Source organism: Cryobacterium psychrophilum (assembly GCF_004365915.1).
Taxonomy (GTDB): Bacteria; Actinomycetota; Actinomycetes; order Actinomycetales; family Microbacteriaceae; genus Cryobacterium; species Cryobacterium psychrophilum.
Genome location: NZ_SODI01000002.1, coordinates 1 through 21,124, shown reverse-complemented (window position 1 = coordinate 21,124; position 21,124 = coordinate 1). Strand labels below are relative to the sequence as shown.

At 62.7% G+C, this 21,124-nt stretch carries 17 protein-coding genes; 4 read left to right on the top strand and 13 right to left on the bottom strand.

The window, feature by feature from the left end; all coding sequences use genetic code 11:
- Positions 1–500: 500 nt before the first annotated feature.
- Both EDD25_RS17805 and EDD25_RS16870 read right to left on the bottom strand, forming a co-directional pair.
- Positions 501–1,742 carry a hypothetical protein gene (locus EDD25_RS17805; RefSeq protein WP_175183027.1) on the bottom strand — a complete coding sequence of 414 codons (1,242 nt, stop codon included), beginning with the start codon at positions 1,740–1,742 and terminating at the stop codon, positions 501–503.
- A gap of 295 nt (positions 1,743–2,037) precedes the next feature.
- Positions 2,038–2,553, bottom strand: coding sequence for a DUF1643 domain-containing protein (locus EDD25_RS16870; protein ID WP_134175680.1), 516 nt, complete (start codon positions 2,551–2,553; stop codon positions 2,038–2,040).
- Between the two features lie 104 nt (positions 2,554–2,657).
- Here EDD25_RS16870 and EDD25_RS16865 point away from each other — a divergent pair, with 104 nt between their 5' ends.
- Both EDD25_RS16865 and EDD25_RS16860 read left to right on the top strand, forming a co-directional pair.
- The gene (locus EDD25_RS16865; RefSeq protein ID WP_134175679.1) at positions 2,658–3,320 is read left to right on the top strand and encodes a DUF7255 family protein; all 663 of its coding nucleotides are present in this window, start codon (positions 2,658–2,660) and stop codon (positions 3,318–3,320) included.
- A gap of 354 nt (positions 3,321–3,674) precedes the next feature.
- Positions 3,675–4,010, top strand: coding sequence for a hypothetical protein (locus EDD25_RS16860; RefSeq protein ID WP_134175677.1), 336 nt, complete (start codon positions 3,675–3,677; stop codon positions 4,008–4,010).
- A 57-nt stretch (positions 4,011–4,067) separates the two neighbouring features.
- On the opposite strand, the gene EDD25_RS16855 is transcribed toward EDD25_RS16860, so the two are convergent.
- From EDD25_RS16855 to EDD25_RS16820, 10 genes are all read right to left on the bottom strand, one after another.
- Positions 4,068–5,081 carry a hypothetical protein gene (locus EDD25_RS16855; RefSeq protein ID WP_134175675.1) on the bottom strand — a complete coding sequence of 338 codons (1,014 nt, stop codon included), beginning with the start codon at positions 5,079–5,081 and terminating at the stop codon, positions 4,068–4,070.
- Entirely contained in the window at positions 5,074–6,738 is a 1,665-nt protein-coding gene (locus tag EDD25_RS16850; protein WP_134175673.1) for an Eco57I restriction-modification methylase domain-containing protein, read from the bottom strand. Before EDD25_RS16850 ends, EDD25_RS16855 begins: the two co-directional genes overlap by 8 nt.
- Before the next feature lie 153 nt (positions 6,739–6,891).
- A complete protein-coding gene (locus EDD25_RS17660) occupies positions 6,892–7,038 on the bottom strand; it encodes a hypothetical protein (protein WP_166671352.1) in 147 nt (48 codons plus the stop codon).
- A 227-nt stretch (positions 7,039–7,265) separates the two neighbouring features.
- Entirely contained in the window at positions 7,266–8,312 is a 1,047-nt protein-coding gene (locus EDD25_RS16845; protein ID WP_134175671.1) for a coiled-coil domain-containing protein, read from the bottom strand.
- A gap of 1,475 nt (positions 8,313–9,787) precedes the next feature.
- Positions 9,788–10,669 carry a ParA family protein gene (locus EDD25_RS16840; RefSeq protein ID WP_134175669.1) on the bottom strand — a complete coding sequence of 294 codons (882 nt, stop codon included), beginning with the start codon at positions 10,667–10,669 and terminating at the stop codon, positions 9,788–9,790.
- 344 nt (positions 10,670–11,013) lie between these two features.
- Positions 11,014–11,433 carry a DUF3846 domain-containing protein gene (locus tag EDD25_RS16835; RefSeq protein ID WP_134175667.1) on the bottom strand — a complete coding sequence of 140 codons (420 nt, stop codon included), beginning with the start codon at positions 11,431–11,433 and terminating at the stop codon, positions 11,014–11,016.
- 368 nt (positions 11,434–11,801) lie between these two features.
- The gene (locus EDD25_RS16830; protein WP_134175665.1) at positions 11,802–12,737 is read right to left on the bottom strand and encodes a DUF3560 domain-containing protein; all 936 of its coding nucleotides are present in this window, start codon (positions 12,735–12,737) and stop codon (positions 11,802–11,804) included.
- 16 nt (positions 12,738–12,753) lie between these two features.
- A complete protein-coding gene (locus EDD25_RS17655; protein ID WP_166671351.1) occupies positions 12,754–12,906 on the bottom strand; it encodes a hypothetical protein in 153 nt (50 codons plus the stop codon).
- Positions 12,907–13,242: 336 nt separating this feature from the next.
- The gene (gene dprA, locus EDD25_RS16825) at positions 13,243–14,190 is read right to left on the bottom strand and encodes a DNA-processing protein DprA (RefSeq protein WP_134175663.1); all 948 of its coding nucleotides are present in this window, start codon (positions 14,188–14,190) and stop codon (positions 13,243–13,245) included.
- A gap of 361 nt (positions 14,191–14,551) precedes the next feature.
- Positions 14,552–14,839 carry a hypothetical protein gene (locus EDD25_RS16820; protein WP_134175661.1) on the bottom strand — a complete coding sequence of 96 codons (288 nt, stop codon included), beginning with the start codon at positions 14,837–14,839 and terminating at the stop codon, positions 14,552–14,554.
- A gap of 1,010 nt (positions 14,840–15,849) precedes the next feature.
- On the opposite strand from EDD25_RS16820, the gene EDD25_RS16815 reads away from it, so the two are divergent.
- Positions 15,850–16,368, top strand: coding sequence for a hypothetical protein (locus EDD25_RS16815; protein ID WP_134175659.1), 519 nt, complete (start codon positions 15,850–15,852; stop codon positions 16,366–16,368).
- A gap of 140 nt (positions 16,369–16,508) precedes the next feature.
- The gene (locus EDD25_RS16810) at positions 16,509–17,519 is read left to right on the top strand and encodes a COG1361 family protein (RefSeq protein ID WP_134175651.1); all 1,011 of its coding nucleotides are present in this window, start codon (positions 16,509–16,511) and stop codon (positions 17,517–17,519) included.
- Positions 17,520–18,124: 605 nt separating this feature from the next.
- On the opposite strand, the gene EDD25_RS16805 is transcribed toward EDD25_RS16810, so the two are convergent.
- Positions 18,125–20,929 carry a cation-translocating P-type ATPase gene (locus EDD25_RS16805; protein ID WP_241986608.1) on the bottom strand — a complete coding sequence of 935 codons (2,805 nt, stop codon included), beginning with the start codon at positions 20,927–20,929 and terminating at the stop codon, positions 18,125–18,127.
- Positions 20,930–21,124 lie beyond the last annotated feature (195 nt).

Here is a 21,124-nt window from a genome sequence, read left to right as displayed (position 1 = left end):
GCCGCTAAATTGCAGCCCCAAAGCAAAGATATCTATCGGGAACCGAGCGCAGCGGCCCGTCGCGCTGAATAGACGCTATGCGATGACGAAGTCAAGACTTTGTGAGCTGACGCCATGAAGCTTTTTATGGCTCATATATTCCCGTGGCCTCTTGCAACCCCCTTGGGAAGAGTTCAACTTTCGACAGACCGGGAGTGTCGGTGGCATGTCATACGCTCCGAGTAACCAGAGGAGACTGAATATTCGCTTCCAATGGAGCCCACGTGCGGTGTGGGTGAGAGCCATCTCGCCAAGACACGATTCGCGTGGTTCAGAGCCACCGTTGGCGTCGATGAGCGCCACCTCGGATCTTCCGTCGAGCCATAGAGCTGCCCGAGGCGCCAGCAGCCGGGCGCTCGACGGGCCGAGCTTCGACCGCGAGGTGATCACCCGCCGCGCGACGACCCATTGTGGCGAACTCGTCGGAATGCGGGCCTGTAGAACACAAGCCCGCACTACAGCTATCCCTCAGCGGTGCCCTCAGGGATCGGCTCCAGCCGCCAACGGCTCACTGGGCGCCCGGGAACGAACCGCCACTCTGCGACGCACCGGTCGCAGATGATCCGCACATCGTGTTCGCGGAAGCCCGGGATGTTGTCGTGCTCTTCCACGATCCGGCCCTCGCCACACGGGCACTTGTACTCGTAGAGCTCGACGTCACCAGCGCCGGCGCCCCAACCGCGGTGTTCGCGCCTGCCTCCGTCGATCGGCTCGGTACGGATGCCCGTGGATTCGGGCGACGTCCGCGCCCAGTCGAGTACGGCGTCACGCGCCCCGTCGAGGAACGCTGCGTCGGCAGCGAGCTCACCGAGCATCCGCACCAGGTCCTCGGGCTCAACCGCGACGCCGTGGTCGCCATCGTTGATTCCGGCACGGTAGTCGTATGCGAGCAACTCCCGCGAACCGGGCTTGCCTCGCCCTGAGCGGGCGACCTGGGCGACCAACCACTCGTGGAACGGGCTCGTCAGCGGCTCTGCGTCGTCGTCGACGCCGTCCCAGCGAGCGGGAGCCACCCCGGTGTCGCGGAAGCGTTCGAGGGCACGCAGGAGGAACAGATACCCGGGCGGACGATGGTGATGCGCCCGGATCGTGGTTCCCGAGCCTCGCACGTTGCGGCGCATGCGGCGTGCGTACTCGACCTGCAACGACTCCAGGCCGAGGTAGGCGTTCCGGTTGTGCTCGCCGGGGGCGCTCTCCGCCATGGGGAGGTCGAGCGCCGCCGCCGCCCAGATCGCGGTGCCGTTGGCGACGTAGGAGAACTCTCCGAGATACTCGCCGAGGAACTCCTCGACGGTGTGCTTGAGGTTGTAGCTGTGCGCGTCCTCATGAGGCTGCGACGTCGGCGCGAACATCCGCAGTACCTCCGCGGTGAGCACCACGACCAGATAATCGTCTTCGCTCGTGCATTGCAGAGGACGCTCGTCTGCATCCCAGAGACCGGTTTCGCCGAGGTGGGTGACGCGCTCTTCGGTTTGGAAGTCGTCGCCGGAAGTGTCCGTGTCCCACACGGGCTCTGACAGCACCGGGTGCTCAGTGAGCACCGAGATCACAGCCCTGGAACTGATCCGCTCCCCGAGGATGCCCTGCGCCAGAGGATGCTGCATCAGTCGCAGAGCCGCGGTGTACTTCATGCCGGAGAACGTGCTCCATGCGCGCACATCGCGCTGAAACTCTCGATCCTGATCGTGATTCAGGTTGAACATTGTCATCTCTTTCCGGGCGCGAAGTCGGTCTACTGACCGACTCCCTTGCTCGACACCCCACGCCTGCCTCGCGCACGCCCTGAAAAGGAGAGAGAACGGAACAGGTACTATTGCTTCTGGATCGGCCACCGTTGTCCTTGGCATCGCAATCACGTGGGAATCACGACTTGGAGACGGGCAGTCCAGACCGCCCGAGAACACAGTACCGCAGGTCTCCAATTTGTCCAGCGAGGGAACGGAAAGTCTTCTGTTCTGCCGGGGGCAGAGAGAGCTGCTGCCAGATGACAGCAGTCGGCTACAGCCTGCGCAGATAGGCGTCGATGTTGAACGGCTGCAGATCCAGGTACGCGCCGCGTGACGGATGCCTCGGATGATCGCCCGTCAGGAGCCCTCCGATCGACTGCCAGTCGCACGACGACGCATCCGTGATCTCCACGATGCTCTCGAGCATCCCCCGCAGATACGGTCTCGTCGTGATCAGCCCACCCCAGGCTGCCAGCAGCGTGAGCTTGCGACCGCCGATGAACTCGGCGATGAATTGTTCATTCGCTGCTTTCAGCTCCGGAAGGTGCACGACGTGCATCCCCGTGGGGTCGGTCGACCGCTGCGGGTAGAGGTTTAGCATCGCCCAGCTGTCGTGGTCATTGAGCTCCGCGTATCGAGCGACCCGGGTAACCGTGCGGTCCAGCTTTTCCGGTGTCGCGGTGCTCGGGTTCACTCCCACGCACACCAGAGGATTCGTGCCAACGGTGCCCAGCAGGAACCGCGCGGAGTCGTCTGCGGTACTTTCGTAGAGCATCGTTACCGTCACTGCTGCACCCAGCGTCGCGTCTCGCGTGGTGACGTGCCTACTTCGACGATCATGCTCATATCGTCGCACGCGGCCGGAGTGCCTGCGCGCCGTAGGATGCCGGCATGGCTCGAGGAGAACAAGAAGCGGCACTGGGGACGATGCTCGCCCAACTGGGTTATGCCCGGTCACCGGAGTCGCGCACTGAGCACCTACCGCCCGTACCGCGGACGCCGCGGGTGCCAGGACTTCCGCAGCCGGCCGAGCGCTGGGTGCGGGACCTCTATGCGCAGCTCGGCGGCATCCAGAGCGAGCCACGGCTCGCTCCGCGCGGATGGGATCACCCGCTCGACGGGTTCATCGTCGAGCTCGATGAAGAGCAGCATTTCACCCGGTACCGAGCGCTGACGCTGACCCCGGACTGGACGACAGCCCTTCCGTGGAGGGAAAGCTACCTGCTGTACTGCGCGCAGTACGAGCGGATCGCACTGGACACGCGCAGCAGCCTCGGCTTCTGGACGAATCCGGGTGCCGAATCGCAGTTCGGTCCTTCCGCACCGCGGCGTGACCTGAGCGGCGGTGGCTCTGCGCGCTGGAAGCAGCGCGCCCTGTACGACGCGATGCGCGACGCGCTGGCCGCGATAGGCGGCGCGAACCTCGTCCGCGTCGCGGTCTGGGACCGGATGGGATCGCGGACGCTCAATGATGCGCTGCGAAGCCCAGCCACGGGTGACCTCGAGTTGCTCGAAGAGCTCATCGCGCAGCGCAAGCTCGCCCCGGGAGGCTGAGCGCTCGAAGAGCTTCATCGGCGCTTGCCCGTAATTCTCGACTTATGCCTCCGGCATCATGGCCAGTCCTGGCCGGAGAAGCACTTCGTGGACGCCCGCCGCCACTCCGAATTTCGTCTGGACATCAGCTCGATACCGAGCGGAGTCGAGGTCACCCAGGTGCGTGACGCCCTGAACTCTCTGCAAAGAGTGCCCCGTGAGGAGAGCACTTGCCCGCCTGCCAGAGCCATACGATGAGGCAGACAGCGCAAACGGCTCTGAGCCATACCGTCGCTGGCTCTCTCTCGCACAATCGGTGGCTCTGAACCGCACGATCGGGTGGCTCTCAAAGCATCGAATACTCAAGGAGACAGCATGATTGCTACAGACGGTGGTCGAGCGGAACGGCTGGCCAAGTGGATTCGGGAGATGTCGTTAGCAGATCAGGTTCTTATTACGGGATCGACGGTCGTTCTCGAAGAAATCAGCGAGCGTCGCCCCGACCTGCCCTACGCATTTGACGGGGCAGAGCTTCGGGAGGCCGCAACACCGGCAGAGGCAGTTACTAAAGCTCGACAGCTGGCACGCCTGTATGCGGATCAGCCGGAGCATATTGGTCCGGATGGAGTTGACGAGCACTGGCGTATCTCCAATTTGTCGCGCGTCATGGCGGACAGGATTGAAGCGCACTACCCCGTTCAAGAGGACTGACCGGAGGCCCCCTCCCGGACAGCTTGGTCGGCTTCACCGGTTGCCCGTTCCTAACGGTCAGCCGGTGGCGTTCTTTCGCATTGCGCGTGCCGCTTTGTGCAGGTTGATTGGCGTGCCATCGAGGGCGCGGTTGACGATGTTTGCGATAAATGTTGCTGCGCGGAGATGTGGCTCTACGAGCTCCTCCTGGATGACAACGCGAGGTAGCTCCGTTAGCGCTTTCTCGATCTCGTCAGGTGGCACTTCTTCTACGTCTTCGTCGGCCTCCGGATCAGGGCCAGCGGCCACAAGCGGGTTCTCTGGCTCCTCTTCGTCATCCTCGTCATCAATTACCAGGTCGTCCCCGTAGTCCATGAGTAGCAAGGATGTCGCGTGATAGGCGTCGTCTTCCTGACCCAGCTTGCCGACGAGGTCCGTGAGCCATTCGAAGATCAGTGGTTCTTTGACCAGGATGTCCGAGCGCAGAGCGATCAAAAATCCAAGAGCGGCCATGGGGTGGCGCAGCCTGAGGTTCTTTGCGTCTCCGTAGGATTCTTCGATGCGATTCGCCGCATTCTTGCCGTAGGACGAGTCCATGCGTTTGGTTGAGATCAGGATTTCCGGGCCCGTTGCCCAGTCGGTCATGATGACGTCTACCTGCTTGAGATAGTTCTTGCCCAGAATCGATGCACTCGACGATGTGACCCCGCTGATTGCACCCTTCTTGGTCAATCGCTGGAGGAGCTTCGTTCTTTCGGCCTTCGGTAAAGCGTCTAAGAGATTGGTGATCGGCACCGGCAGGATGCGGGGATGACTGGCTCGTGGCCAGACAGCATCCGGTTCGAATCCGGCTCTGCGCAGTTCATAGGCGAGCCACACGTCGAGGGCGAGTGCGCGCGCACCTGATCGCACGGTCGCTTTGAGGTATAGGGGAACGCCGAGAAGGCGCTCGAGTGTGCCGATATCCGGCATGTATTGTCGCTTGTCGTCCACGATGCGCCACGGGTTGGTGTGGACACCGTTAGGTGAAGCGTCAGCGATGATGCGGTCGAAAATGATCCATGCTTTGTCCTTGGCGGTTGGCTCAGCCACGCTTACCCCTAGTTGTGCGTCGGCGAGTGAGTTCGGTGTGGGCAACCCGAACGTGGTTAATCTCCTCGGTGGTCAGATGGCCTGCGTCGAGCAGAAGGGCGTGATCGACCAACTCGACGGCGTCAAGAAGCTGCCCACCCTGAAGTTTCCTGGCGACTTTGTCGCGGATTGCGCGGAGCGCGTCTGCGCGCGAACTAACCAACTCGGGTGAGGGCATCATCCACCGATCGGCTTCCTTGGGTTCCAGTTTGAGAATTCCGCCGCCGTAGGCCCGGCCAACCATTTCTGCGTTAAGCAACGTGATCGAGTTCAACGAGGCTAACGGAAGAAGCTCCCAGCCAAGCTCACGGACGTCATCGTTGAGGTAGACCCCATGGATTGAATTCAGATGGCGGACACCGGCAAGGTTCGTTGTGAGGCGCGGTGTATCCGCATTCATGCACGTCAAGAGTAGGTCGGCCGGAGCAACGAGAGGAACCCGGTACCAGGTCTTGCGGACCTGGCATTTGTAGGCCTGATCGACGCCGGCCGCGTGCCCGGCGTCAATGTACGCCTGTGCCTCCGCCGATGGCTGTGCGGCAGGGTAGAAAAGTCGCGTTGCTTTCCCCTCGCGTGCGAGCCGAGTGAGCATGTCATCAGAGAGAACGAGGCCGCGCAGGTGCGAACTGCCCGGCGGTGAGAGCCGAAGTAGCTCGTTACGGTGTATGCCCAGTTCCTTAATCCTCGCGGCAGAAAGAGCGAAGTATCGGTTATTGCCGGTGACCATGCCAAGCGTCGTATCGCCCCAAGATTCCAAATCAGTGAAAAAATTCTCTGCAGTGAGTCGTGCCAGGGGCATCGTCGCAGCGGGCGAGACGAGTCCAGCGCCGGTCCACTTACCGGCGGGGTCGACCGGCGCCCACTGCATACCAAGTTCGAGCTCGGCAAGCCCCGCTGCGTTCTTGGCCTGCCGGATCGTCGCATGGTCAGTGGGGCCTTGGTTGTAACCGTCAGCGAGCAGCAACACGACATCCGCCTCCGCCTCCGGAAAGATCTGCTCCTCGAAGAGCACGATCTCAAGGCTGCGGAAGTGATCAAAAAGAAACTGCCGAACCGGTGCCGCGTAATTGACCGATAAGAGTTCTGCAGGCAAGACGAGGCCCAGCCGTCCGCCATCGCGGAGGATCGACGAGCCCTGAATAACAAAGGCCGCCCAACTCGACGCGAGACCGGTGAGGGACACTCCAGATCGAAGTGCCGCTTCACGCGAGCGAAGTCGCGCGACCCCTGACCAATCCTGGTAGCGCACATAGGGCGGGTTGCCGATCACAGCCGCATACTTCCGAGCTGAATCGATCATGAAGAAGTCGTTTACGTGAATCCGGGGACGGCCGCCGGCTTCGCGGACTCGGCCGCGCCCCACCTGCGCACTATGTTTGTGGATCTCCACACCATGCACTGTGGGTTCGAATGCCGGGTCGTCGCTGAGGTTACGGAGTCGCCGGACGGATTCGACAAGAAACTCGGCGTCACCTGCGGACGGTTCAAAGACTGAATCCGTCGCGTCCCGAATCGCCCAATCAGCAAGGAACGCGACTATAGGTTGAGGCGTAAAGAACGCCCCCCGCGCCTTGCGCAGCTCAGGCGTGTCAGAAGGGTGAAAGGGGGCCAGAGTCACTTGACCATTGTCTCCTACGTCAGAGGTGTCCTCCCCCAGCCACGCTCATGACCGTCGAAGCGAACCAGCCCGAAAGCGAAAGCCCTGCGTGCATTTTCATGGGTGGCCCGCATTCTGTGACGAACCCGAGGATCAGTTTTCTTCTGGTCCTTCTTATTCCTCACTGAGCATGGACTCCAGAGGAGAGGCCCACAGGCAATCCAACTCGTCGCAGCCGAGGTACACCATGCCGTCTTCCACCGTGTGCACGTTGACCAATTCCCCGCATTTGGGGCATCGGCCCAGCCGGGACTTGTCCATGGTAAAAGGGTATCGGGGACCGCTCCCCGGATAGAAGGCCCCTGACGAAGTCTGTGCCGATTCGCATCTGACGCATGCAGCCCGGCGTCGGTTGCCGGGTCACAGGTTACAGAAACACTCTCGGCTGCGAGAGAGAATCAGCAGCCGAGGGCGTTGGCCTGTAGGACGCGGGTCCTGTTAGGAGTTCGCCTGGTCGTCATTCTGTGAGTCACCCGTTGCTTTTTACTTCACCGCGGGACCGCCGAGCCGTCGGCGCGCGGGTCGCTGCTCTCGGGGCCCTGCTCGTCGCGTTCGTAGGCGCGAAGGTCAGCGATGCGTTGATCCGCGTATTCACGTTCGCGTATGACTGCGGCCAGGGCATTGTCGCGTTCGATGGTCAGCACGGCGACCTGCGAGCTCGCAGCGCCGGCACGGTCACGCTCTGCAGATAGGTCCGTGCGGAGGACATCGACCTGGTCGCGCCCGGCCTGAACATGGGCCTCTGCCCGCTCGGCGCGTTCGGTGGCGGCGGCAGCCGTCGCCACGGCCGTCGTGGCCCGGCTCTCGGCTGTGGCCGCGGTAGCGGTCATGGTAACCAACCGCGCAGCGGTGGCAGCGTGGTCGCGCTGCTCCTCGGCCAGGCTCCCCCGCACCGTGGTGAGTTCTGTTTCAAGGCCCTCCACGGTGGTGCGGTTGCTCTCGCGGTCAGCTGCCGCACCGGCAACGGTGTCGGCGAGTTCTTCGACGAGCTGCAGGCACGCCGTCTCGGTGGCCGCAGCAGTCGCGTGTGCTTCGGCAAGTGTGCGCTCGAGGAGTTCGCTGCCCGCAATCGCTTCTGCGGTGAGCGCGTCAGCGTCCGTGCGTTCGGCTTCCGCACGGCGTTGTGCCTGTTCGGCTCTCGTGGCGCGTGCTGTCGCCGAGGCGACCGCTTCGGCCGCGTCGCTGGCGACGGACTCGGCTTGTGCTTCGGCGGCGTCGAGGTCCCCCACTGTGCCGAGCTCCTCGACCAAGACGCGCAGCTGTCCCTCGAGGTGTTCGATCATCCCGGAGACCTGCGAGCGGATCTCGCTCGCGCGCTGCCGGGCAGAGTCCACGGGCCGGCCGTCAACCTTGGACGGCACTGTGACGGTGCCGCGCTGCGCCTGGCGCGCACGCCACGCAGCAGCCCGGTTGTGGGCGGCGTCGTCGCAGTACTCGGGCGGCCGGCCCGAGCCGGACTCACCCGCCGCCGCGGGGCGGTCGCAGCCGGGGAAACGGCACGTGCGAACGTCGCTGGGAGTCTCGATGATATCCATAACGTTATTCTAACACGAAACGTAATAACGTAACGAAAACGAAATACGTTTTACGTTATTGACAACTGGGCAGCCGACTGGACGGCCGTGTCATTTTCCGTTCACGATTGCACAAATGTCCCTACACGCCTGCACAACTGGTTCGAAGATCGATTGCCGAGGTTTTTTCTGCTCAGTTGGCCTTCTGTAGCGGGCATGGCATTCAACTTGACCGGGCCGCCGCGACCACAGCACGGACGCATCGACGGCGGCCCTGCCTACGATCGCTTGTGCCGACAACGGCGCCACCACCGCCGACACTCTCTTCGTGCGATCCCATAGGGCATCCGGCATCGTCAACGTTGCCGAACTCGGCAATGTGCACCGATTCTGCGTCCAACCCGCCACCTACTTTGTGCAGAGGAGTAGTGAGCAAAAACCCTTTTAGTGCAGGGGTGAACGGAAAGAGCAGTGCTCAACACTCGCCTGCGCAACCCCGAAAACACGCGGGTCCTTGTGCAGACGTGAACGGAAAATGACATCCGGGCAGCCAGCTGGGCTTGAGAATGCTCATCTCGGCGTCAGTAATCCGCGGAACATACTCATTCTGATGTCGCTAATCTGCTTATCTCCATGTCAGTGGACCACCGGCTCGTCCGAGGTCAACGAGCATGCCCCCACGACCGTTGGAACGGTCGACGGCCCTTGCCCGAGGACACCGTCGCTAGTCCCTTCCACCTGATCCCCCGTCACATGGGGCGCCATCGCGCCCCATGACCGACATGGACACCTCGGGGCGTAGCGGGCTGCCCAGCTGCAGCCAGCTCACCTGCTACCTCGTGACCCGCCCTGGCGCCTCGCCTCGATGTCCTCAACAAAGCGGCACGCGACCATTTCATGGTCACGGATCTGCTGCGTGAACAGTTCGCATTTTGGCGTAGCAACATCTCTGCTGTAGACCGCGAGCTCGTCGAGGAGACCAAGAGCGCGGGGACGGCGCTGCGGTAAGCCGGCAGACCCTGCAGTGGGCCTCTGCCCAGTTGAGTTCGGCCCCTGTGACCGGGCCCTCTCACTGCACTGTAGTGCGCGACCGCACTTCTCCCCGTTCTGCTGTTAGCTTCCGAGGGGTCTACCTTGACGGAATCCACCTACATTTCGTGGGAAGGGCTCACCGTTGTTGAACTCAATAGCGAGCCGTGCAAGTTCACGCTCGAGCGCACCATCAACGAGGGCAGCCATTGAGTTGTAGCCGCCTTCGTAGCCTGCAGTTCGGAGCACTGCCGTTTCGGCGCGTTTCTTGAGGGAGGTGCGGAGCCCAAAAGTGACTGCTTTCTTCTCGTCACTCTCCACGGACTCAACCGTTGATGCTTTGGAGTCGGGGTTCGTTGATGGACCGTCCGGCCGACGTTCCATGGCGGGCGGCGTGCGGACTTCTTCGACCTCGGGCACCAGCCTGATTGGGCTTGCGCTTCCTGGCCGTCGACGAGTAGGAGCGGTCATGCTGCCATCCCCTTGGCGCCCAGGAAGCGGGCTAGGTAGGTTCGAGCGACGGCGTCGTACAGGGCGACAGTCTTGCGTCCGTTTCGGTCGCTCCAGTCGGACAGGGAAACGGCCGCTGCGTCGGCCTCTGCGAAGCGTGACCATTCGGGGATGTACGACGGGTTTAGTAGTTCTGAGCCATCTGACATCTTGACGACACCACCAAGGTTCCACACGAGATCTCCGAACTGACCGCGCAGCCCCTCGATTTGGTAGTCGTGTTCAATGGTGGCCTTTCGTCGCGTTACGACGATGCCACCGACGGTGAGGGTCGGGTTGGCGATGTCAATCGCGTGACGAGTGACAAAGTCGCTCACCCGGATCGCTGCCTCGACGGAATCGTAGTTGGGGTCGGTTGGAATGATGATGGTGTCTGCGGCCGCCATGGACATTTGGACTAGGTGGCCGAGGTCTGGCCGAGTGTCGATGAGGATGATGTCGTAGTCGTCTGTCCATCCTTCAAGAGCTTTCTGGAGTCTCCTCACGGCTCCGATGACCCCGGCTTCGGTTTCACGGTTGATGAGGTCAAACCGTGCCGGGAGGACGTCTATGTTTTCTGCTTCAGGTGTTGGCAAACCGTCGGGGCTGGTCCAGCCGCACGCGACCACAGCCCCCTCCCCCGCCCCTGGCTGGTCGGCCTTGATGACCTCAGACATGGTGGGGATGGGTTCGTTTGCGTCCCATTCGATACCGAGGCGACGTGTGGCGTTCGCTTGTGGGTCCATGTCCACGACGAGAATCCGTTGACCCGCTCGAGCGAGCGCAGCTGCGAGCTGTACGGTCAGCTCCGTCTTGGACACGCCGCCCTTGTTGTTCGATATGACTGCTGTGTGGGCCACGATTCTTGCCCTTCTGAGGTAAAGTTAATAAATACAATACTTGTTTGTATTTACAGGGTTGATTGTCTTCTAAGTATTGCTTTAATAGCGACCATTGCAAAGATCGACACGCCACGAAAGCAATAATTGTTTGCTATACAATAAATACAATACTTGTTTGTATTACAAGTATTGTTTTCGACAACGTAGTCGAACCAAAACGTCCTCAACGACAGAGCTTCAGAGGAGCTGCTCGAGATAGTGATCTCTCACATTCGCTGTTCCGGCCTCCGTGCCGGATCCCGGGGGAGTGTGAGGGGTCACCCCTCACCGGCTGGCCCGTGTGGGCCAGCCGGTTGTCGCGGTTAGATGTTGCGGAGCATGCCGACGACGGTGGGGAACGGGGACAGGCTGTCTACGAGTACGTCAATGGTGCCCTCGTCGGGTTTTTGCGCGAGTGCTTTCTGGATCCTCGCGAGCTGGTGGTCGGTGAGGCCGACTGTTTCGCCGTCGGCGGTGACGCTGACGCTGACGGCGGTTCCGAAGATGACGGTCGGGCTGCCGAGGAGGTGGCTGAGCACGGTTGCGGGCAGGTTCAGGGGTGAACCGTTGATGAGGCCTTCATCGTCGACGAAGAGGTCGATATCGTCGGCCAAACCGACGACGTCGAACGTTCTGCACCCGATCAAGGCACACATGTTGGTCCCGATGTTTCCCTCGTCCAGGGTGACGGTGGTGATGGTGTCGGTCGGGTTGATCTTGACGCTGCGGATAGTGGTGGTCATGGGCTTTCCCTCTCAAAGTGGTGAGGTGCACGGAGGTCCCGTGGTCTCGTGGGCAGTGGTTGTGTGCTCGTCCACCGTTTTTCTGCCCTGGGTGGCAAGAGAAATCGATTGAGAGCGGGAGGGCCGTAGTGCGCGCAGTCTCGGACGAAATAAGGGAGCCTGCGACCGCGTGCGAGGGTGTGGGTGACGAAGGCACGAAGCGAACTACGATGACCGGCCACCAAGGGAAGAAAAGTCTTGAATAAGGACAGCCCTGCGCAGCAGGCGCCATAGGGGCCGGCCTCCGTGCCGGGTTCACCTGGTGGGGGAGTGTGAGGGGGCGCCGCCACCTCACGGCCGGCCCCGTCGGGCCGGCCGCTGCAGCGGGGTTACTCGGGCCGCACGAGCTGCTGAATCTCCGCGTAGGGGGCGGTGTCAGTCCAGCTGTAGCCGGTGGTGACGCTGACCGTTTTCGCGTTGGCGCGGACGACCTCGCGCCACTGGCCGCGGATCTTGACCCGGTCGCCCTTTCGGACGGTGGCCCGGTCGTAGCCGGTGGCGGTGCCGCTGTGGATCTGAGCGGCCCGCACCGCCTCCCAGTAGGCGATCTGGTCGCGTTTCTCCTCGAGGTGCGGCGCAAGACGGGACGCGCGGGACTGCTTCTGCGCGTCGGTGGCGTCAACGTAGCCGCGGGCGTCGTCATACACCTGCGCGGTGATGCGCCGTTCCAGCTTCCGCAGCTCAGCCCCCAACGTTTCGATGCGATTTGCCACGGTCACTGGGGCGTAGCGGGCATCACTGGTGTGGGTAGCAGCGTCCGCGCGTGCCTGGGCGTGGGCGGCGTCTGCGCTGGCTTCTACTGATTTACGCATGGCGGTGTCGGCCTTGGTGATCGCGCCTCGGTGGCGGCTTTCGGAGTGGTGACCCACTTTGATCGGCTCGCCTCCTTCGGGGAGGCGGTCAAGAGCCGCGCGGGCGCGGGTCCACGCCGCCTCGTCGGCGTCGCTCTTACGCTCCGCTTTCGCGGCCAAGGTGTCGACCCGGTCGGTCTGTCGTTCGATCTTTCCGGCCTCGACCTCGGCTGTCGTGCGGTGGGTACTGTCGATGTCGGTGTCCACGTCGAACCCGGCCGCTTCCAGTGCTGCCTGGGTGCGGGTGATGGTGTGAAGCTTCGGGAGGCGGTCGCGGGACTGGGGCACAAACCACGCGCTGATGCTGCGCCCCCACCGCCAACCATTGGCTCTGAGGACATCGGCGGTGCCGTCGCCCCGGCTGGTGCCCTCGATCATGGTTCCGGCTTCGTGAGTGTGAGTGATGATGAGCATGATTTTTTCCTCTGGTTTAGGCGAAGCTGTCGGCGTAGCGGGTCGCGGTGCACGTTTCACCCGGCGGGGTATCTACCGCGCCTTCGGAACGGCATCCGCTGCAGGCGCACCCGCTGGCGTAGCGCTCCCGGGGGTAGGTGTTCTCGTACGGGTAATCCGACTCATCCATGCGTTCTCTCTCCCTTGTGAACAACTGTTTTTTTGCCCTGTCTGGCGAGAGAAATCGATAGCGACCGGCAGTGGCGTAGTGCACGGATTCTCGGGCGAAATAAGCCCGCAGGGCGCGTCTGAGAATCCGGGTGACGTAAGCACGGAGGGAGCTACGATGAGTGGCCAGATAGGACAAAAATGCTCCTCAGACAGGCCGCGGAGCGGCTCCGATCAGGGTGATTGTGCGGCGGCCGCGCCGCTGCTCCACGGTTGTGCTGGGGCTGTGCTTGCTTGGTGGGGGAGTGTGAGGGGGTCACCCCTCGCCGGCCAGCCCGACGGCTGACCGGCTCGCGCCCTACAGTGCGGCGGCGTCGGTCGCGGTGGTGACCAGGTGTGCTCCGGCACTGATCAGGCGGTGGCAGCCGGCACTGGTCGGTGAGGTGATGGGTCCGGGGACAGCGCCCACGGGTCGTCCGAGGGACGCGGCGTGTCCGGCGACGTTCAGCGACCCGGACCGATACCCGGCCTCAATCACGAGGGTGGCGTTACTTCCGGCGGCGATCAACCGGTTCCGCTGCAAGAAACGCCACGCGGTCGGGCTGCTCCCACAGGCCAGTTCCGATGCGACGACTCCGGCCTCGACAATGCGGGTGAGGAGGCCGTCGTGCCCGGACGGGTAGAACCGGTCGATACCTCCGGCGAGGTAAGCGACGGTGTGCCCGTAACTGGCCAGGGCAGCCCGGTGCGCCATCCCATCAATCCCATACGCGGCACCCGACACGATGGTGTGGCCCCGGTCGACGAGCCCGGCGACCATGTCCATGCACACGTGTTCCCCGTACCCGGTCGCCGCTCGAGCACCCACCACGGCGATGCTCGGCTGCGCGGCCAGCAACGCCGTGTTCCCTCGCGCCCAGAGGGCATGCGGGGCACCCACCCCGAGGTCCGTGAACCCGGCGGGCCAGTGCGGGTGCTCCGGGGTGATGATCACTGCGTTGACGGCAGCGGCAGCAGCGAAAGCACCCCGGACGGTACTCTCCGTGGCGCGGGGGAGAACCCGCTCGCGGATCCCGGCGACGTCGATTCCTCCGGCCTTGGTATCGCCGCCAACGCCAGCGGCAAGGACCGCATTGAGGGCGTCTTCCGCGCCGAGGGCGGTGACGAGCGCACCGACGTTGTGATTTCCAGGTTCCCCGATGATGCTCCACACCGCGCGCGCCAGAGTGTCGAGGGTCAGGTCCTGCGTGGGGCATCCGTCACGGGTGGCGGTGAGGTGGGCGGTGATGCTACCAAGTGTGGTCATGATGTTCTCTCTTCTCTCGGGACAACTTGTTTTTTTGCCTTCCGGCGAGAGAAATCGATGAGAGCGAAAGTGGCGTAGTGCAGGGTCGTGGAATACCGCAAGAGAGCGCAGCGAATGAGGATATGCCGCGAAAGCCCGGAATGTAGGCGCGAAAGCGATCTATGATGACCGACCGGAATGGTCAAAAAGCATCAGAAAAGCAGGCCGCAACGCGGCTCCGATGTCAGAGGACTGAGCGGCGCCCACGGCGACGCTTCCGCGTTGCACCTGGTCGTAGCTGGTGCCACCCATCGCTTCGGTGTCGGGGAGCGGACCACCCGGCGCGGCAGTGGGTACTGCCGCGCCGGGTAGTGAGCGGGGATTAGTCCTGGTTGGCTTTCATCGCAGCATTTTCGGCAATCGTGTCAATCACGATGCGCTCAACGTCGCTGAGGCCGTAGCCCCACGCGGCCAACTGCTCAAAATACCGGGCGCTGAGGGCGTCCGGGCGTCGCCACGTCTCTTTGCTGGTGCTCTCCTCGATGCCTGCCAAAACGATGGCCAGCGTGACGTGCTGCGCCTTGCTGGGGGAGTGCCCCACCAGCGCGGTGAGCTTGTCCGCTGCCCAGTAGTTCTCCCGCGTGAAGCCCAGCAGGGTGTGAGCAAGCACATTGCCGTTCTGGATCGCTTTGCCAACGATTCCATGGTGAGCCGTGAGGCCATAGGCGATAGGCGATAGGCGATAGGCGATAGGCGATAGTAGGGGTGGCTTGTGAAAAAGTGAAATATCCGACGTTAGCGCGACTTTTTCACCAGAAGCCAGCCGAAGGCCGCGGTGATCGGGTCCGTTCGTAGGCAAGAAGCGTTGCCCTCCGGGGGACGTCTCAGGTTCGTGTATCGCGAAGGCAGTAGGCATGAGTTGCGTTGGTGCGTACACGGCAACCGTTACACGGTGGGCCCTTGTATTCAGTGACCTTGATGAGATCTCAAACAGAGTCTTGCAAACGATCGTTACCGAACGCCACACGTCACAAAACCTTAGCGTCGGATATTCGACGAATTCACAAGCCACCCCCACCTAGTCTCGCTTGGCGTGTATCCGAACCAGACTGACGGCTTCGCGGCCCTCGCCCGATTCATGCCCCTGCTGATCAGTGGCGGATGGGACGAGGACATCCCATTCGCGCAGCTCCTTGGCAGAGGCACCGCCCGTCGCCGCTCCACTGATCGCACAGCGCTGCCAAACTAGCCGAACGAGGCCGCCGAGGACACGGACGACCAGATCGTCGACTAAACTCGAAAGCTGTTCCGGAGTAGTGGCCCCCCTCCAATCCGGACCAGCTCGACGGCTGACGTTGAGAGCGGTCCTGGAGTGGCGGTTCCCCCCCCCCCCCAATTTTCACTCCGGGACCTCATGCTGCACCGGCGGGCCGCAAACACACCGCAAACCGACATAAGCGCTGTTGCGAGATGCACAAGGCCACCACCATGCGCAACTACGCGGAAGCTGCGGTGCGGCCGATACACACGCATCTGAAAAATGAGCCGCTTCGATGCCTGCGTTCTGATGTTGTGCCCCGTTGTGGGGCTGGTGGTTTAGAAAAATGTCCTGATGGTAGGTTTAATTTCGGTAGATATTTTACCGACGATCTCATCTGTTCCCGTTCGAAAGGCTTTCCAATGCGCAAAATTGCTCTCTCAGCTGTAGCTCTTGTCGGTGCCGTCGCCATGGTCGGTGTCTCGGCTCTTCCGGCTTCCGCAGCCAGCACGACGACCACGACCACTGAAGTAACAGCTGGCGCTCTTACTATCAGCACACCCGCATCCCTGGCTCTTACAAACGTCGCACCGGGAGCCACGGCTACGGGAACGCTGACCGGAGTCGAAGTCTCTGACCTCACCGCTGACGCTATCGGCTGGACGGCTAGCATCAGCATTAGCGACTTCACCTCGACTTTGCAGCCCAGTTCTTCGATCCCGTCCACGGGCGTGAACTACGTACCAACCACCGCAGCCGTAACCGGTACGGTCACTGTTGCGAACACCACGGCCGATACTGGTGCCGGAGCTGTTCAGACCGCCAGTGCTGTAACCGGAAACAACACCGCCACCTGGGACGCGACCGTCAACGTTGCGATCCCGTCCGACGCTCTGGCCGCTACCGACTACACCGCAACGCTGACGCACTCGTTCAGCTAAACCGCTTATCGTGCGCGGGGGGACGACCGCAACAGCGGCTCGTCCCCCCGCACTTACCACCTGGAACAGCGCCGTTAGGCGGCATCGAAAATTACGAGGAGTCCCCCGTATTGCGCTCACTGACAATAGCGTTGGGTGTGATGATGTTCGTGGTCCTGTTGATCGCTCCGACGCCAGCACTGGCCCTGTCTGCAGTCGACATGAATACGCAGGAGTCGGCACCACCGCAGGCATCGGGCATAGGAATCCGCCTCGTTGACATCCCAACCGCTACTCAAAACGATCCCCGCGCGCGCTCATACATCATTGACCGCCTGTCGCCGGGGATGACGATCGAACGTCGTGTGGAAGTGCAAAACAACACGGACTCATCTCAATTAGTTCGCGTCTACGTTGGCGCCGCCGGCATCCAGGGGGGCTCGTTCGTCGGAGAAGATGGTGCGGCCGAGAACGAGTTGACATCATGGTCGTCCGTTGCCCAGCCCCAACTGCAGATGGCTGCGGGTGAGAGCACAGATGTGCGGATAACTATTGACGTTCCTCCGGATGCCGCCGAGAACGAACTGTACGCTGCGGTATGGGCAGAAGTTCGCTCTCCCGTTAACGCGGAAACGAACATTGTCAGTGCGAGCAGAGTCGGCATTCGCATCTATCTTTCCGTCGGACCCGGAAACGGGGCGCCGGCGAATTTTGAGATCATGTCCTTAACTGCGAAGCGAAACCAGTCAGGAAACCCCGCAGTCGTCGCCTCCGTGTCCAATACAGGAGGCCGGGCGCTGGACATCTCCGGCACCCTTTCCCTCACGAAGGGCCCCAGCGGGTTGTCTGCCGGGCCGTTCAGTTCAGATGCCGTCGTGACGGTCGCCCCCGGCGGCTCCGTCGAGCTCGGAGTGACTTTGGACCCCGGACTCCCTGACGGCCCGTGGCAAGCCGAACTCGATCTCAAGAGCGGACTCGTCAGTCACACCGCAACCGCGGAAATTACCTTCCCTGATACCGGCGAAAGCGAGCCTGTGAGAACCGAAGAAGGCCCGGACCCACTACTGATCGCAGGCGGAGCCGGCGCAATTGTAGTCATAGCGGTTGCACTGGGTATATGGCTGCGCCGTCGACGAATGTCGCTCGTCGCCCAGAACACGTCGCACCAATAAAGCAATTCTGACCAGAACGGGTGCACACGCAAACCGGATGGACCGGAAAATGTTCTGGACCTAGTTGTACTGAGCCGACAGGTTGGTGACAGTTCGGGGTTGAAAAGGGAGAACCTCCGGTTTCAGTGGTGATGTCAAAGTCGCCACGAAAACGGAGGTTCTCATGCCCCACATTAATACCTGTTTGACCCTTCATGGGAGGGCATTATTGATCGACAGAGTGATCACCGACGGCCGCCCGGCATACGGGGTCTGACCAGTAGCGGAACGGCCATTGGCGCTAAGCCCCAGATCACCCGCAACGGCGGCCTGTCCGGTGTCCAAAATCGGTGAATTCTGCGACGAACGCGGGGACGAACGACACGCCGAACCCAGCGTGTCCACAATTCGGCCGACATCCCTAGCGAGCTGGCCAACGTTTTGAGACGAGTTCTGAACGCGCGCTTGCTCGCTGCCTCGTATCCTCGCAGTCCGACCTCGCCGACCGACCGACCGCTCCAGCCGTTACCGCCATTCACCGTTCCAGTACTGCTCAGACCCCTTAACCAGGAGACGCGAACGCCGCAGCCGACTGAAGATCACCGTGATGTGCCGCACCGTAAGCCTCAGCGAAGAGCTGCCCGGCGCCCCGCGACGCGCACGACAGACTTCCGAATCTCTTCGACCCAGAGCACCGACGACCCGATCAGCACTGCGAGACCCCATTGGGTCGCCGAGAGTGAGGTGGTGTCGAAGAGTCCCTGCAAGACATCGATCTGCACCACGAAGATCTGAAGGATGATCACGGCGACGAGGGCCACCCAGATGCTGCGGTTTGTGAAAGTCTGGAGCGAGAAGACGGAGTGCGTGTCCGAGCGCACATTGAGCAGATTGAACACCTGGTAGAAGACGAAGGTGGTGAAGGCGAGGGTGGTGGCGAAGAGCGGGTTCCCCGCACTGTCCGGGAAGAGCGACGGTGCCTGGGTCAGCACGGTCAGTGTTCCCGCGGCCATCACGAGGCCGGACCCCAGTATCCGGAACAGCCGTTCCCGGGTGAGCAGCCGCTCGTCCGACGGGCGCGGGGGCCGGCTCATCGTTCCGGGTTCGGCCGGGTCCACGCCGAGCGCAAGCGCGGGCGGCCCGTCCATGATGATGTTGACCCAGAGAATCTGCAGGGCCGTGAACGGTGCACCGGCGGCCCACCCGGTGACGCCCGCGATCAGGAAGATGATCACGAAACCCCACGCCGTGGTCAGCTGGAACCTGACGAACTTCAGGATGTTGGCATAGATGCCGCGTCCCTCCCTCACCGCAGCGACAATCGTGGAGAAGTTGTCGTCGGTGAGGATCATGTTGGCGGCGCCTTTTGAGACATCCGTACCTGTGATACCCATGGCAATGCCGATGTCGGCCTGTTTCAGCGCCGGCGCGTCGTTGACGCCGTCGCCGGTCATGGCCACGACTTTGCCGCCGGACTGCAGCGCCCTGACTACCCGGATCTTGTGGGCCGGGGTGACCCGGGCAAGTACTCCGTAGTCCGCGGCACGGGCAGCGAGCTCGTGGTCGTCGAGGTCGTCCAGCGTGGGACCGGCAGCGGCCTCGCCCGGCAGACCCAGATTACGCGCGATGGCCGAGGCCGTCACGAGATGGTCTCCTGTGATCATGTGAACGCGGATGCCGGCGCCGAGCGCCACCGCGATGGCCTCGGCCGCCTCGACCCTGGGTGGGTCGACGATTCCGACGATGGCGTAGAGGGTCAGGCCCGTTACCAGCGACCGACCTGAGCCCTCGTCAGGAACCGTTCCGGGGTCAAGGGAACGTCCGGCAATCATGATCGTGCGGAGGCCCTCGCCGGCCAGCTCCTGAATCGAATCGTGGATCCGTTGCCGCAGCGAGTCATCGAGCGGGCGGATGCCGTCGATGCCCAGCACCGAGTCGGTCAGGGGCATCAGAGCGCCCGGTGCACCCTTGGCGAAGCAGCGCAGCCCGGGCAGGCGCTGCCCGGTCGCAGACTCCGCCATTCGGTGGAACGTGGCCATGAATTTGTAGTCGGAATCGAAGGGGACCTCGGCCACCCGCGGGTGGGACCGCCTCGCGCCGGCGACATCGATGCCGCCCTTCTCGGCCAGCACTACCAGTGCTCCTTCGGTGGGGTCACCCACCAGCACGCCGTCGTTCACTCCGGCATCGTTGCACAGAGCCATGGTCAGGAACGCCTCGGTGAGGTCGGGCAGCGGACGGTCGTCGCCGGTGAGGATCCTACCAGTGGTGGAGTAGCCCTCGCCGGTGATGCGAAAATCGCGGCCATGGGTGTGCAACCGGCGGGCCGTCATCTCGTTCATGGTCAGCGTGCCGGTCTTGTCGGTGGCGATGTGGCTGACGCTGCCGAGCGTTTCCACCGCCGAGAGCTGTTTAATGATGGCACCCTGGGCCGCCAGCCTCGAGGCACCCATCGCCAGCGTGAACGCGACGACCGCGGTGAGGCCCTCGGGGATGGTCGCAACGGCCAGCGACACGGCCGTGATCAAAAGCTCGGTCCAGGACTCCCCACGCACGAGGCCCAGCACGAAAACAATCGCAACCACGACCAGCGCCGCGATGGTGAGCACCTGGGCCAGCTGGTCGATCCTCCGCTGCAACGGCGTCTTGTCGTTCTTCACCTCGCTCAGCAACGCCGCGATACCGCCGACCGCCGTGCCCATGCCGATGTCAGTGACCACCATGGTTGCCCGTCCCCGGGTAACGATGGTGTTCATGAAGAGCATGTTGTGGCGGTCAGCGAGCGGCAATCCGGAATCATCCAGCGCCGGGGTCGTCTTGCCGACCGGCTCGGACTCCCCGGTCAGGGTCGCCTCCGCCACCTGCAAGCCGACGTTGTCGATGAGGCGGCCATCGGCAGGAACGGAGTCCCCGGCGTCAAGGAGCACGATGTCGCCCGGCACCAGCTCGGAACGCTGCACCTCGACTTCGGTGCCGTCGCGGCGCACGACGGTCCTGCCTTCCGACAGCTTCTGCAGCGCCTGCAGGCTGCTTTCAGCCCGCCGCTCCTGCACATAGTTCAGGACGGTGTTCAGGATGATCACGGCCAGGATCACGATCGGCGTCTCCAGCTCCCGGGAGACGACAGCGCTCACGATTGCGGCCACCAGCAGCACGATAGTCATCTTCTCGGTCAGAAGGTGCACGATCTTGCGCCAGGTCGGCACCCGGTTCGGCTCAGCCAGCAGATTCAATCCGTGGAGTCGCCTGCGGTCGGCGACGGCGGCTGCCGAAAGCCCGGTGCGGGAGTCGACGCCCTGCGCCGCCGTGGTTTCCGCGACCGAGAGTGTGTGCCAGGCGGCGTGCTCGGTGGCTGCCGTTGCCTGCGGGTCGGTAGACATCCGTACGGCCTCAGCCCGGAACTCGGCACTGAACTTTCGACGATTCGTCATGAAACAAATCCTCCTAACGCCTGTCTCAATTCACTGTACGGGCGCAGTGGGAAGTGGGGGGATCACCCCACCCCGAGACTGCTTCAACGCTAACGGCCCGGATGGTCGTCCGTGTCCTCCTCAGCGACCATTAGCGTACGATTCATTCCGTTTTCTGAAGCGACCCCATAAGAACCTAAAAGTGGCGAGCTCGGC

Coding starts and splice junctions, on each gene's coding strand:
- EDD25_RS17805 (WP_175183027.1), bottom strand. CDS start 1,742: ATGTTCAACCTGAATCACGATCAGGATCGAGAGTTTCAGCGCGATGTG.
- EDD25_RS16865 (WP_134175679.1), top strand. CDS start 2,658: ATGGCTCGAGGAGAACAAGAAGCGGCACTGGGGACGATGCTCGCCCAA.
- EDD25_RS16860 (WP_134175677.1), top strand. CDS start 3,675: ATGATTGCTACAGACGGTGGTCGAGCGGAACGGCTGGCCAAGTGGATT.
- EDD25_RS17660 (WP_166671352.1), bottom strand. CDS start 7,038: ATGGACAAGTCCCGGCTGGGCCGATGCCCCAAATGCGGGGAATTGGTC.
- EDD25_RS16845 (WP_134175671.1), bottom strand. CDS start 8,312: ATGGATATCATCGAGACTCCCAGCGACGTTCGCACGTGCCGTTTCCCC.
- EDD25_RS16835 (WP_134175667.1), bottom strand. CDS start 11,433: ATGACCACCACTATCCGCAGCGTCAAGATCAACCCGACCGACACCATC.
- EDD25_RS16830 (WP_134175665.1), bottom strand. CDS start 12,737: ATGCTCATCATCACTCACACTCACGAAGCCGGAACCATGATCGAGGGC.
- EDD25_RS17655 (WP_166671351.1), bottom strand. CDS start 12,906: ATGGATGAGTCGGATTACCCGTACGAGAACACCTACCCCCGGGAGCGC.
- dprA (WP_134175663.1), bottom strand. CDS start 14,190: ATGACCACACTTGGTAGCATCACCGCCCACCTCACCGCCACCCGTGAC.
- EDD25_RS16815 (WP_134175659.1), top strand. CDS start 15,850: ATGCGCAAAATTGCTCTCTCAGCTGTAGCTCTTGTCGGTGCCGTCGCC.
- EDD25_RS16810 (WP_134175651.1), top strand. CDS start 16,509: ATGATGTTCGTGGTCCTGTTGATCGCTCCGACGCCAGCACTGGCCCTG.
- EDD25_RS16805 (WP_241986608.1), bottom strand. CDS start 20,929: ATGACGAATCGTCGAAAGTTCAGTGCCGAGTTCCGGGCTGAGGCCGTA.